Annotated in this window: 11 protein-coding genes; 3 read left to right on the top strand and 8 right to left on the bottom strand. The window is 49.1% G+C overall.

Going from position 1 to position 13,428, the window contains the following annotated elements; all coding sequences use genetic code 11:
• Positions 1-89: 89 nt before the first annotated feature.
• The 5 genes from KWJ01_RS25870 to rbfA all read right to left on the bottom strand — a co-directional run bounded on the left by KWJ01_RS25870 (position 90) and on the right by rbfA (position 7,435).
• Complete coding sequence (locus KWJ01_RS25870) at positions 90-818, bottom strand: hypothetical protein (protein ID WP_225000037.1); 729 nt, start codon at positions 816-818, stop codon at positions 90-92.
• Positions 819-998: 180 nt separating this feature from the next.
• Positions 999-2,387: an RsmB/NOP family class I SAM-dependent RNA methyltransferase gene (locus KWJ01_RS25865; protein WP_225000036.1), complete on the bottom strand. Its 1,389-nt coding sequence runs from the start codon at positions 2,385-2,387 to the stop codon at positions 999-1,001.
• A gap of 116 nt (positions 2,388-2,503) precedes the next feature.
• The gene (locus tag KWJ01_RS25860; protein WP_225000035.1) at positions 2,504-5,461 is read right to left on the bottom strand and encodes a DEAD/DEAH box helicase; all 2,958 of its coding nucleotides are present in this window, start codon (positions 5,459-5,461) and stop codon (positions 2,504-2,506) included.
• A 270-nt stretch (positions 5,462-5,731) separates the two neighbouring features.
• The gene (locus KWJ01_RS25855) at positions 5,732-6,955 is read right to left on the bottom strand and encodes an FtsX-like permease family protein (protein ID WP_225000034.1); all 1,224 of its coding nucleotides are present in this window, start codon (positions 6,953-6,955) and stop codon (positions 5,732-5,734) included.
• A 105-nt stretch (positions 6,956-7,060) separates the two neighbouring features.
• Complete coding sequence (gene rbfA / locus KWJ01_RS25850) at positions 7,061-7,435, bottom strand: 30S ribosome-binding factor RbfA (RefSeq protein WP_225000033.1); 375 nt, start codon at positions 7,433-7,435, stop codon at positions 7,061-7,063.
• Positions 7,436-7,641: 206 nt separating this feature from the next.
• On the opposite strand from rbfA, the gene KWJ01_RS25845 reads away from it, so the two are divergent.
• Positions 7,642-8,937 (top strand): hypothetical protein, encoded by a 1,296-nt coding sequence (locus KWJ01_RS25845; RefSeq protein WP_225000032.1) that lies wholly within the window; start codon positions 7,642-7,644, stop codon positions 8,935-8,937.
• A gap of 4 nt (positions 8,938-8,941) precedes the next feature.
• Here KWJ01_RS25845 and rpiB read toward each other — a convergent pair whose 3' ends face one another.
• Positions 8,942-9,376 carry a ribose 5-phosphate isomerase B gene (gene rpiB, locus KWJ01_RS25840; RefSeq protein WP_225000031.1) on the bottom strand — a complete coding sequence of 145 codons (435 nt, stop codon included), beginning with the start codon at positions 9,374-9,376 and terminating at the stop codon, positions 8,942-8,944.
• A gap of 96 nt (positions 9,377-9,472) precedes the next feature.
• Between rpiB and KWJ01_RS25835 the strand changes: the two genes are divergently transcribed.
• Entirely contained in the window at positions 9,473-10,303 is an 831-nt protein-coding gene (locus tag KWJ01_RS25835) for a hypothetical protein (RefSeq protein WP_225000030.1), read from the top strand.
• 178 nt (positions 10,304-10,481) lie between these two features.
• Here KWJ01_RS25835 and KWJ01_RS25830 read toward each other — a convergent pair whose 3' ends face one another.
• Together KWJ01_RS25830 and KWJ01_RS25825 are read right to left on the bottom strand one after the other, a co-directional pair.
• Positions 10,482-11,153 carry a pyridoxamine 5'-phosphate oxidase family protein gene (locus tag KWJ01_RS25830; protein ID WP_225000029.1) on the bottom strand — a complete coding sequence of 224 codons (672 nt, stop codon included), beginning with the start codon at positions 11,151-11,153 and terminating at the stop codon, positions 10,482-10,484.
• A complete protein-coding gene (locus KWJ01_RS25825) occupies positions 11,146-11,727 on the bottom strand; it encodes a cysteine hydrolase family protein (protein WP_225000028.1) in 582 nt (193 codons plus the stop codon). Before KWJ01_RS25825 ends, KWJ01_RS25830 begins: the two co-directional genes overlap by 8 nt.
• A gap of 81 nt (positions 11,728-11,808) precedes the next feature.
• Between KWJ01_RS25825 and KWJ01_RS25820 the strand changes: the two genes are divergently transcribed.
• Positions 11,809-13,314, top strand: a complete 1,506-nt coding sequence (locus KWJ01_RS25820) for a PLP-dependent aminotransferase family protein (protein ID WP_225000027.1) — start codon at positions 11,809-11,811, stop codon at positions 13,312-13,314.
• Positions 13,315-13,428 lie beyond the last annotated feature (114 nt).

Below are 13,428 nucleotides of genomic sequence, written 5' to 3'. Positions count from 1 at the left end.
GTTCTAATTAATCTCCACATCATAACTTTGTTATTTTAGTTAATACTTGTCTTTGTTAAATCATACGCAGCTGTTAAAGCAGGGTTTTTTTAAGAAAACATCAATAGAATGCTGTATACCAGCATGCCGCTGGCAAATGACCAGAAATTGCTTCTGCGTTCTTCAGGTAATTCTTCCTTGAGCACATTAAGAATAGTGCTGCCGGCCACAAAAGCATATAGTATGTATATCCATACTTTAGGCAAATCCACAAGCATGCCAGCCAGCCAGCCACCTAATACCGCTGCTGTAACCACCCAGCGGCCTTTATGGCGGTAAATGCTTCTGTAGTGGTCAAAAAGCACATAATCGTTCACCAGGAAATGAAAGGCCATTGCAACAGTAAAGAATAGCAGCGATGTAAGAGACTTTTTCCCGTTATGGATCAGCAGGTAACCTACAAGTGCATTGTAAACAGAGAAAGCAATAATATGGATCCAAAAGGTGCGAATGGAGTGCCTTGATGGCTGCCCTTTAGCAGCTCTTTCCGATCCTGAAGAAAGAACAGCCAGTCGTTCCACACCATAAAAGGTTGCAAGCCCCAGAAGTGTGAGCAAATAGACAGGATGCTTCAGGATGCTAACACCTAAGTTATGTTGCTGCAGATAAGCCTGGCCATCCTGTAATGCCGGCAGCAGATGTACGAAAATATAAGCAACGGCAACACCACCAGCAAAAGAAAGCCATTTGCTGCGTGGTATGGCTGCATCTTTCATCTTTTCAGCAAACAGATGTGTAATGGCCAGTAAAAAAGCTGCTATTCCAGTTTCAAGAACCATACTGAAAAAACAGTAGGTTACAGGAAATGTTAAAGCCCTCAGGGATATGGATGATCCTGGAGGTACTAATATTAAGCTGCTTTCGATGATTGTTAAGTCTGGCAGGAACTAGCTTTGCTAACGTTGCCATGAAGCGGTAAAACCTATGCATGCCTGGGCTGTGCCAGAGAGCAGGGTTTACTACAGTGGCAACACAGCAGGCTGATGGTCTGCTGGAAGTTCCATGCGAATGCGCCAGTAGGTAGGCCAGTAATTGTTGCTGCGGTTTTTCATCATTTTAAGCCAGCCCAGGCCTATATTCCGGTAACAGATCAGCACCCAGCCATCGGGGGTATTTTCAGGTAAGATATCGTCTTTACGCAGAAACCTAAGTACTGTATCAAGATCTGCATCTAGTGTAGGAAATGCAGCAGGGTTCAAATATGTGCTAAGAGCCAGGGCAGGCTGGGGAATCATGCTTTTACCTTTAGGCTCCGCCAGCTGTATGCCTCCATACACTACCTTTAACTGCTCATAGAGCACCTGTATTTCTGCTACCCATTCTTTAGTGAAGGCAGTGATCAGGGAGCCTTCCTGCAGAATTTCCCAGTTGGTACCATCGAGTAGCCAGGGCTGTACTAGGGGCGCAAGCCCTTTTGGAGGCGCTGCCAGATGTGCTTTGCGTACTCTTGGTAAACGCCCCACCAGGTTACCACCTTGTTTTTGCAGTACAGCCATAAAAAAGCCTTCGCCCTTTAGCCGGTGCGGATAAAAACGGTAGCCCCTGATACCGCTGAGTTCGGTTTCTTCAATGCCCCAGCTTTCCGGTATCTCCAGCGGCAGGCTCTTAACAGCCTCCTGCCTGCTTAGCCACTGCAGGTTTTCTTCATTTTCCTGCAGGTTATAGGTGCAGGTGCTGTAAACAAGCAGGCCGCCCTGTTTCAGCGCCGGCCATACATCCATTAAGATGCGCCTCTGCCGTTCCATACATAGCTGTATGTTAGCTGGCGACCACTCTTCCTGTGCGGCGACATCTCTCCGGAATAAACCTTCGCCACTGCAGGGAGCATCTACAACCATTACATCAAACTGGCCCTCCAGCCTGGCAAAATCTTCCGGATCGCTATTAGTCACCAGGGTATTGCCAAGGCCCCATTTTTGTATGTTCTCGGCCAGGATATTGGCACGGCTGCGGATTACCTCATTGCTCACCAGCAGGCTTCCCTCGGGTAACAGGCTGCTGATGTGTGTGCTTTTGCCACCGGGTGCTCCGCAGAGGTCCAGCGCCAGCAAGGGGTTGTGGCCTGTTAGGTACTGCTTAAAAGCCTGCTCCAGAAACATGCTGCTGGCTTCCTGCACATAATAAGCTCCCGCATGCCAGAGCGGGTCAAGTGCAAAAAGCGGGCGCTCGGGCAGGTAATAGCCACTGTCGGTCCAGGGTACGGGGGCATAAGGTACTGATCCGTGCCACTTATGTCTGTTCAAGCGCAGACTTACCGGTGCCTCCTCTCCAAGTGCCTGTACAAAATTATCGTACTGGCTACCTAGCTGTTGCTGCATGCGTTCTGCAAAGAGGGGAGGGAGGTTCATGTTATCTGTTTTCTGAAAAATTTATAATAGGTACTGACTTAAAGATAACAGGAAAATAGCCTAAAAGCAGGATATAGGCCCTGATTCTAAACCTGCTGCTATCTGGCTTGTAAATATTAAGCCAGTATATTATCAATGTCTTCCTTACTAAGTGTCTTTACAAAGCTCTCCTCTGTGGTAATCAGGTTATCTGCCAGGCTGGTTTTGTGTTGCTGCAGGGCCAGTATTTTTTCTTCTACCGTGTCTTTGGTAATAAATTTATAAGTAAACACACGGTTTTCCTGTCCGATGCGGTGCGCCCGGTCAATGGCCTGCTGCTCAATGGCAGGGTTCCACCAGGGATCGAGCATAAACACATAATCGGCCTTGGTGAGGTTAAGGCCTACGCCGCCGGCTTTAAGGGAAATCAGGAAGATGCGCAGTTTGGGGTCATTCTGAAAACGCTCTACCTGTCCCTGCCTGTCTTTGGTGGCACCATCGAGGTAGGCATAAGGTATTTTCTCGGCATCCAGGTACTTGCGTACCAGCGTAAGGTGCTTAACAAACTGGCTAAACACCAGGATCTTGTGCCCTTCTGCAATAGCATTCTGCAGCATGTCCAGCACTTCCTCCATTTTGCCGCTGCTATCTTTATACTCTTCATCCACCATATAGGGGTGGTTGGCAATCTGGCGTAGTTTGGTAAGGCCCTGTAAGAGCACAAACTGCGATTTTTTTACACCGTGCAGGTCAATCTGGTCCAGAATGTGGCTGCGGTAGTAATTTTTGGCGGCCTCATATTTTTCGGCCTGCTCCTCCGTCATGCTGCAGTAGCGGATGTTCTCTACCTTATCGGGTAGCTCGGTGGCTACCTGCGTTTTCTGGCGCCGCAGAATAAAAGGCTTGATGATGCTGTAGAGCTTGCCGGTTTTGGTTTCATCCTGCTTTTTCTCAATGGGGTTCAGAAACTCATTGCGGAAGAAAGTCTGGTTGCCCAGCAGGCCCGGGTTAATAAAATGCATCTGCGACCAGAGGTCCATGGTGCTGTTTTCCAGCGGAGTACCGGTCAGGATCAGGCGGCGGCGGCTTTTAAGCTCCCGCACGGCCTTTGCAATATTGCTGCCCGGATTTTTAATGGCCTGCGATTCGTCCAGAATTACATAGTTGAAATAGAACTTCTGCAGCTCCTCTATATCCAGGCGCACAATGCCATAAGAGCTAAGCACCAGGTCGTAATTCTTGAAGCGGCTAACATCTTTGTTGCGGCCGGTGCCGGTGTACAGGTGCACCCGCAGGTTAGGCGTAAAGCGTTTGGCCTCCATCTCCCAGTTATAGATCAGGGAGGTGGGCATTACCAGCAGTGAGGTACCTTCCTGCCCCAGTTCTTTCTGGGCCTGCAGCATGGCCAGGGTCTGAATGGTTTTACCAAGACCCATATCATCGGCAAGGCAGCCGCCAAAGCCATACTTATTCAGGAACTGCAGCCAGTTATAGCCGGCTTTCTGGTAGGGGCGCAGCTGTCCCTGGAATTTAATCGGTACAGGATGATCCTCTATCTCCTCAAAATTGCGCAGCATCTCCAGCTTGCGGCTCATGGTTACCTGCGCCAGGTTACCATTTTGCAGGTCCTGCACCAGGGCCAGGTGATGCTTGCGCAACACCATGTTTTCCTGCTCGCGATTATCTTCGGCAAAGGCAAACAGTTCACTGTAGTCCAGAAACCACTGTTCCGGGATAACGGCTACTTCGCCATTGGGTAATTTTATTTCGGTCTGGCGGCGCATGATGTGCCTGCGCAGCTCCTGAAAAGTAATTTCGTAGGGACCAAAGCGGATAACAGCGTATATATCAAACCAGTCGATATTTTCACGAACTTCTATGATAATGGAAGATTCGCCGAGGAAATAGCGTTTGCCATCGGCCTCGTTCTGGCCAATGCTAAAGCCAAGCTCTTCCAGCTGGCGGCGGTAGGTGTTTAACCAGCTGAAAGCCTGTTGCTTGGGTAGGGTGGTGCGGGCATGCCTGATGTCCAGCCCCGTATCCCGCAGCAGCTTTAAGATACGCTTTTCGTCTGAGGTGTGGCGTTTTACTTTATGGAAGATGTATTCGCTGCCCTGCTGTTCTACGCGAACGCTGGTATCGGAATTGGTATCGGCTTTAAATAAATATGTACCGTAGCGGAAAGAAAGGTTAAACAGTATTTTTCCACTATTGCCGCCGGCAGTAGCCACTGTGTCACCACTGCTGTGTGCACCATTGCCATCGTAAAGCATTAGTTCGGCTGTTTGCGCTTCGGCCAGCTCAGAGAAGGTAAGCACCGGCTGCGGCGAGTAGGTTTCTTCCTTGATCTCGAAACCCACGGCCAGTACATCAAACTGCGAGATCAGGGGTGCTACAAAACGCCGGTAATAGGTATCCTCTACCTTGCGGGGAACCTCTATAAACTGCTTTTGTAAAAAGGGCTGCAGCTTTTTGCCATCCACTTCCTGCTCAAAGGTGTAGAGCCTGTTATTGAGTACCAGCCAGGCCGGATCTTTACAAACCAGGTAAGCACCCCTGCGCTGAAAATCGAGCTTTTGTCCGCCATATTTAATCGTAGGGAAGTAGTGTGTGCTTACTTCATTACGCCTGAAGTGGAAGAGCACGGTAGCCTGTTGCGGCATTACCTGTATCTGGCGCCAGGCAGGCTCACCATCGTTGCCCATCTCGAACAGGAGCTTGCCCTGCATACGCTCCAGGATCTGTGCCCTGCGGTGCTCCAGGTAGCGTTCTATTTCTTCCTGAACAGGCCTGTTTCCTTTTTCCTGGTCATAAACCTTCAGGAAGAACTCACTTGGGTTTACCTTTTTATTCCAGAACTGCTTGATAACAACATCCTGCTGCATGCTGTCCATAATGCGGATAAGCTCGTAGTCTTTCTCATCCAGGCCGGAAGCAAATTCAGCGGCATTTTTATAAGAGATATTCTGATGCAGAAACGATAGCTGGCCAGCATCATCGAGCTGAACCACGAACGATTCAAACAAATAACCCAGGTATTCGTGGGCATACAACGAATAGATGAGTTTAAAAGGCTTTGAGATGCTAACTTTCATCTAATAAAAAGTGGATACAGCCCCGAAAAATAGTAAAAAATGAAATACAGAGACTAGACCGGTATTAAATTTAAATATTCTTTGCAAAAAACTATGAGAATACCACTATTTTTTAGAGGAATAATTTAGAGTAGCCTGGCCAGGTACAGAATATTTATGGCAGCTGCCCTACCCACTTAAGCCATTGTTTAGCCATGGGTTTACCCCCGAACCCTGCAGCATACTTTCTACGGATGTTCCGCTACAGAAGCGCTATATCCTGAATATAAACTAAATGTGCTGTGCGGTAGGGGTACGGGCTGCCAGTGATGCCGGATGGAACGAGGCAAGCAGGGTAATAAACGCGGTGCTGATAGCAGTAAACAGCAGGTCCGTCCACATAAGCTGAACAGGGTATGCACTTTCTACCGAGGTTTGCATGCCCATGCCTACCAGGCCCCATTCTTCCTGTATCAGTACTATTACAATTCCCAGCAGCAAGCCCAGCAGGGCGCCGGTAAAGGCAATAATGGCACCTTCGTACAAAAAGATGCGGCGTACCAGGCCAGTGGTGGCGCCCATGGAAAAGAGCACGGCAATGTCGCGCTTCTTATCTATGGCAAGCATGGTAAGCGAAAAGAAGATATTGAAAGAGGCTACTCCCAGGATAAAAGTAAAGGCCAGGTACACAAACAGCTTTTCGATCTGAATGGCTTTCAGCAGGCTGCTATGCTGTTCATCACTGTTCTGCACCAGAAAGCCTTCCGGCAGGCGTTCCTTAAGCCTTCTTTGCACCCTGCTAATGCTTACTTTATCGGTTGTTTTTATTTCCAGCGAACTGCGGCGGTTGCCGTAGTCAAAGAGGTTTAGAGCAAACTCCAGGGGTACAAACACATAGTTATCATCGTACTGCTTTTCTATGCTGAATACTGCCCCGGGTTTGATGTTTTGCTGCACATAATACTTGCTGGGGTCCAGGGTGCCCGGGCGTACATTCCGGGGATAGTAAATGCGCAGTACATAAAATTCATTTTCAAGTGCTACAGACAGGGCATTTCTAACGCCCGCTCCTAAAATGGCAACCGGAACATTTCCCTTTTGCAGGCTTAGCTCGCCCTGCAGCAGGGTGCCCTGCATGCGGCCCTGTTCCAGAAAATTGGGTCCCACGCCTTTTATCTTAACTACTTTTTCGGCATCCTGGTAACGGATCAGGGCGTTGTCCTCGGCTACTTCCGTTACAATCTCAACACCTTCGGTGGTTCTCACAAGCTCCAGCAGCTCGGGGGTTAACTCAAAGGTTTTTCCTTTTTCGGCCACAATACGCAATTCTGCATCAAAAGTATTGTAGAGCGAGCGAATGAGATCCTCGAGGCCATTAAACACCGACAGCACTATAATAAGTGCACAGGTACCTACTGCCACCACCAGCATGCTGATAATGGATATGATGTTGATGAAAGTTTTCTTCTTTTTAGAGCGGAAGTAGCGCCGGGCAATGTAAAAAGGTAGATTCAAGGAGAATGCTGACTATAAGGTTGATGCTCAAGGATCAGGATGCAAGACCTGAATTTATAAACTGCTTTTCAGCAATCTTATCCAAAGTCTTACATCCTGTATTTTTTATTCCTCCTCGTCTGGTGCAGGGGGTATGTCCAGACTGCTGATCACCCGGTCCATATGGGCCGCATAATCTGCACTTTCATTCAGGAAAAATACAAGTTCGGGCACATGGCGCACCTCTTTGCGGATGCGGCGCCCCAGCATGTTTCGCACCTCTGCCTTGCGCTCGTTCACCACATCCAGCAACTGCTGCTGGTTAGGGGCAAGCATAAAGCTTAAAAATGCCTTGGCTACGCTTAAATCGGGGCTTACGCGCACATCGGTGACTGTAACCATGGTATTTTTGAACAAATGTGGAATATCGCGCTGAAAAATTTCACTTAATTCTTTCTGCAATAATCGACTGAATTTCTGTTGTCGTTTGCTTTCACTCATAGGTGCAAATATTATAACAAGATTGTTGTTTGTCTAAGAAATAAACTATTTTCGTTTTTGTTTGGGTATACGAATATAGGTTTGTGATAGGCTTCTTCCGTTTAAACGATCCATACCGGCTTATCGGTATTTTCTTATTGCTTCTGGTGTTACGCTTACCGGCCCTTTTGGGTTGGACACCCACACTACAGCCAGAATTAGGGTGGATGATTTTGGGAGAAAACCTCTCTGCCGGCGACAGCTTATACGATGGCATATGGGACAATACAGCTCCCTTCTCTGCTGCCGTTTACTGGCTGCTCGATGAGCTGTTTGGCCGCGCTCCCCTGGCACATGCTATACTGGCTATGCTGCTGGTGCTTATTCAGGCAGGCCAGTTTAACATAATGCTGCTCAATTATAAAGCTTATAACGAGAATACTTACGTACCTGCACTCATTTATACGGTACTTGCCCATATTTTCTTCGATTTTTATCTGCTTTCGCCTCCACTCATGAGCATGACCTTCCTGCTCATGGCCATCCGGAATGCCTTTAAAGTGGTATCGGGCAGGGGTAAAGACGAAAGCCTGTTTTTCCTGGGCGCCTATGTAGGCGTGGCCGGTGGCTTCTTTTTGCCAACGCTCACCTTCTTTCCGGCCCTGCTGTTTGCGCTCATGATCTTTACGGGTACAAAGCCCCGCCAGTACCTCCTGCTCTTTATTGGCGTTGCCCTGCCCCTGGCTGTTATTGTGCTGTACTTCTTCTGGCAGGATAACCTGCAGGATTTCTACTTTGGCTACCTGATGTCGCTAAACCTGTTTGGCAGCGATAACTACCTGGGCACCTTAAGCCTGCTTGCGCTGGCAGCAATTCCCTCCCTGTTCTTTGTAGTGGGCCTTTACAATTTTAGCCGTCGCAATTACACAATATACCAGACCCGCCTGCAGCAAACCATGTTTTACTCCCTCATTGCGGGTATTATTGCCATTGTGCTTTCTGCAGAAAAATCAGCCTACCACCTGCTGCTGCTGGTGCCGGCATGGGCATTTTACATTTCGCACTACCTGCTCCTGGTGCGCAGGCATATTAAAGCAGAGGGCATCTTCTGGCTTTTTACCATACTTGTGCTGGCCCTGCACATGGTGCTGTACCTGGAGGTAGTGCCAGAAATAAAGCCCTATGTAAATGCCGAGCGCCTGCTGGTAAACAGCAGGCCCGAAGAAGAGCTTGTAGCCGGTAAACGCATTCTTACCCTGGGGCGCGATGTAAGCCTGTACCAGCATGCAAAGCTGGCAACCCCTTACCTGGAGTGGCGCCTGGCCAGCCGCCAGCTAAGTGAGCTTGACTATTACGATAACCTTGTTGATGCGTTCCGCTATTTCCAGCAGGACACTCCCCAGGTGCTCATAGACGATGCCGGCATTGTACCGCAGCTCTTTCAGCGCATGCCTACCATTGAAAGCCGTTACAGAAATTCAGAACGCTTTCCCCATGTTTGGGTACTACAGGAGCAGGACTAGCCAATCAGCAGGCAATTTTATCTACGCGGCGTCCGTGGCGGCCTCCCTCAAATTCTGTTGTTAAAAAGGTATCTGTAATTTTAACGGCCTGCTCAAATTCCACAAAGCGGGCGGGTATGCAGAGCACATTGGCATTATTGTGCTGGCGGATAAGGGCAGCTACTTCTTCGTTCCAGCAGAGGCCGGCACGAATACCCTGGTGTTTATTGGCTGTCATGCAAACGCCATTGCCACTGCCACAAATCAGAATGCCGAGGTCCTGGCGCTTATTAGCTACAGCTTCTGAAAGCGGGTGGGCATGGTCGGGGTAATCTACGGATGCATCGCTTCCGGGGCCAAAATCTTCAACCGCATATCCCTGTTTCTGCAGGTGGTCGATGAGCCGCTGCTTATATTCAAAACCAGCATGATCGCCTCCAATTGCTATTTTCTTGCTCATGGTGAGTAGTGGGGTAAGTATATATGAGCGAAGATAGCCATTTGTAAATAAAAAGCGGAGCACCCGGGATTACTATGTACCTATTATGTAATTTAGATGCCCAATTTTGTACGTATGCGTTTGTTCAGCTTTTTTATCCATACCCTGCTAGTGCTGCTGCTAACCGCCCTTACCCAGGTAGGAGGGTTACTCTGGCTCCTTTGTTACTGCATTGCCTGCCGCTGGAAAGACAAACGAGCTGGCAGGGCACTGCTGATGTTTGTGCCCCTTTACCTGCTGATTACAGCAGCAGTACTGCCAATTGTATGTGGCTATTTTGGCCGTACACCCCTGCCAGTGTTTACCTCGCCTACGCTTAAGCCTGCCAGTGTTATGTACCCCCTGCTGAACCGCCACTACGTAACGCCTAATACCCGCAGGGTGCTGCAGGAGGTGGCAGATCAGCTCCGCCAACAGCACCCCAGTTCAGAATTACACTACCTGGATGCCGGCTTTCCGCTCTTTAAAAAGTTTCCGCTCCTGCCGCACCTAAGCCATACCGATGGCCGCAAGGTAGACCTGGCCTTCTTTTACCTGCGCCCCGATGGTACAGTAACCAATGAAATACCCAGCCGCAGCGGCTATGGCGTATTTGAAGGGCCCACTGAACAGGAGCTGTCTACAGCAGAAGCCTGCCATGGCAAAGGGTACTGGCAGTACAGCTATCCTCAGTACCTGACCATGGGCAGCCGCCCAAATCTAAAGTTTGATGCCCTGCGTACCAAACGGGTGCTGCAGTTGCTACTGGAGCAAAAAGAGATTGGCAAGGTTTTCCTGGAGCCTCACCTGCAGCAGCGGCTGGGACTTTCTGCTGCTGCCAAAATTCGCTTCCACGGCTGCGATGCTGTGCGCCACGACGACCACATTCACATGCAGACCGAATATTAACCCTTAGCCTCACCTGGCCTTTTCCAGCTGATTTAGCGGTATAGCGGTTTTATTCAGAATCTGCTTAGATGAATAATTCTGATAAACGTTGCTATAGTACGTATGTGCTAAAGATGTTATTAGTAGCTGTAAACTAACAAATGTGGCTAAAATTTAGCTGTGGCTGTTTATCATTTTATCAAGACTGGGTCTGTTCGGCATACAAGCCAGCAAGGTAGGCTGGTTCTTCTACCAGGGGGTCTGTGTCGGCATTTTTTACCGGAGCTCCCCAGTTTCGTTTCAGGGGTATGTAGCCAGTCCATACTTTTCTGTAGGCTTCCTGCTGGTTGTTACCGGCGGCACCCTGCCTGATTTTGGCTGATGCTTCCTCCAGTGAAAAGCCAAGTACAGCTGTTATTTTCAACTCCTCGGGCGTAGGTTTTTTAATATCGTCCTCCCAGCGGCCCGGCAGCAGTTTATCCGTAAATGCTTTTAAAATTTCCATTTTCTGATCCGGATCTTCTACCTCAAAAGGTTTGGAAAAGGCAACCACAGAACGATAGTTAAATGAGTGGTTAAAAGCAGTATTGGCCAGCACCATGCCATCCAGCAGCGATACAGTAAGGCAAACCTTTTCCTGCCGGAGGAGCTGCTGAATAAAGTGGCTCTTTACCGATGCGTGGATGTAAACTTTATCATCCATCCTTACAAAGCCTGTAGGGATTGCCATGGCGGTGCCATAAGCAGCATAGGCAATGGTAACTTCAATGGCTTCGTCCAGAATGGCGTAAATGGTTTCAGGATCGTATACGCCGCGGTGCGCATGGCGGCTTATGGTGGTGAGAGGGCCGGGGGAATTATGCTCAGGCATGGCTCAATATATTAGTGTGTTGTAAAATCATGTCTTCAGTTTTTACAATGGTGGCAAATTCTTCATGAAGGTTTGCCAGAGAGATATTATGAACATCCTGTGCCTTATAGAGGGTGCCGTCAAAGCTTATCCTGTCAAAGGTGGCAGTTGCATCTTCGGCTACACACACCTCATAGCCAAAGTTAGCGGCCATGCGGGCGGTGGTAGAAACACAGTGATTCGTAATCAGGCCCACGATCAGGAGCGAGGTAATCCCATTTTCATCAAGATATTCCTGTAGGCGTGTACCGATAAAAGCGCTGTTTACCTGCTTTGGAAATAGTGGTTCGCCTGCCTGGGGTAGTGCACAGTCCATAAAGTTGTTGCCTGTACTGGAAGGGTGCAAAGGAGATGCAGGATTCACAGAATCATGTTTTACATGGATTACAGGCAGCCCCTGCATGCGCCAGTGCGTGAGTAGTTTGCTGATGTTGGCTTCTGCTCCGGGATTATTTCTGTTGCCACCCCAGTAGCTTTCGTTGTAAAACCCCTGCTGAACATCAATAAGCAGCAGGGCAGTTGCAGCTGTTTTCATATTTGCTTCTTTTTTTATCAAAGGTATCTTACAACTGGGCTATCTTTATGTGCCAGTTTACAGATAACAGATAGGCCAGTTATGGATTACCCTTACCTGAATTTGCTGGAGATCGATAAAGAAAAGTCCGGCGCAGTATACCTGCAGATCTCCCAGGGCCTTGCCAGCCTTATACAGCAGGGGGTGCTAAAGCCCGGGCAGAAGCTACCCGGCACCCGCCTGCTGGCAGAAATACTGCGGCTAAACCGCAATACCATTACCCTGGCCATGGATGAGCTCCAGGCAGAAGGATGGGTGGTGGCAAAGGAGCGGAGCGGCCTCTATGTTAATGGCCGGCTGCCTGTTGTTACCGTTGCAGAAAAAGACCCTTTGAAGGAAGAGAGCCTTTTTACAGCAGATGTAGCGGGGGCTACTGCTTTTCGGCTGGAGCAAAACCTGCTGCTGGAGGCGCCGGAGGTGCATAAGTGTGCCCTGGAATTTAATGATGGTTTTCCCGACCCCAGGCTTAGTCCGCTGCAGGAGTTAGGGCGTGAGTACCGTCGCCTTCACAAAAAAGCAAACCCCCTGAAGCTGTTCAGTTATTCAGATGCCCAGGGAGACCCCTTTTTTCGAAATATGGTTTGCCGGCAGCTTAATGAAATAAGAGGATTTGCTGTAGCGCCGGCAGACATATTTATTTCAAGGGGAAGTGTAATGGGCATTTACCTACTGGCCCGTACCACGCTTAAACCCGGTGATACGGTGGTAATAGGCGAGCTTAACTACCGCACCGCCAACCTTTGTTTTGAGCAGTGTGGCGCCAGGCTGGTACGCATCCCTGTTGACAGCAAAGGGCTGGATACCCATGCCCTGGAAGCGCTGTTGCAGCAGCAGCCAATCCGCATGCTGTACATTACCTCTCATCACCAGCACCCCACTACCGTAATGCTGGCGCCGGAGCGGCGGTTGCATTTATATGAGCTGGCCAGAAAGTATAAGTTCTATATTCTGGAAGATGACTACGATTTTGACTATCACTATGAGAACAAGCCAACGCTGCCCATTGCCAGTATGGACAGGCATGGCCTGGTGATTTATACAGGATCTTATTCAAAAGTAATCTATCCCACCATTCGGGTTGGCTTTGTGGTTGCTCCCCCGGCCCTGATCATGGAAATGGTTAAGTACCGCCGTATTATCGACAGGCAGGGAGATCATCTTATAGAGCGTGCCCTTGCCAACCTGATCCAGGAGGGTACCCTGCAGCGCTACCTGCGCAAGAGCAAAAACATATATAAAAAGCGAAAGGAACATTTTTGCCAGCTGCTGCGGCAGGAGTTCAGCCAGTATCTCTATTTCCAGGAACCGGAGGGTGGCATGGCCGTGTGGGTGAAATTCAGGGAAGCCTACCCGCTGGTTAAGGTAGCGGAAGCCTGCAAGGCCCGTAACCTTTACCTCTCCAACGGGCTAAGCTATAACCCACCGGGTAAGCAGTTAAACGCCTGCCGGATGGGCTTTGCCGGCATGACAGAGCAGGAGATGCGCCAGGCCTGTACCATTCTGAAGGAAGTGCTGGAAGAGATGGCTCCCCGGTATAAAGCTTGCTGACAGTCAATGGTTAATATAAATAATTCAAGAGCAAAATATCATAATAAGCAGTGCCTGCACGTTAATTAACAGCACTTAGCCATCAGCCATTGCTGCCATACTTTTTGTGGCATT

It is taken from the genome of Cesiribacter sp. SM1 (assembly GCF_020178975.1).
In the GTDB taxonomy this organism is placed as follows: domain Bacteria; phylum Bacteroidota; class Bacteroidia; order Cytophagales; family Cyclobacteriaceae; genus Cesiribacter.
This window is presented reverse-complemented; position numbering and strand designations above follow the sequence as displayed.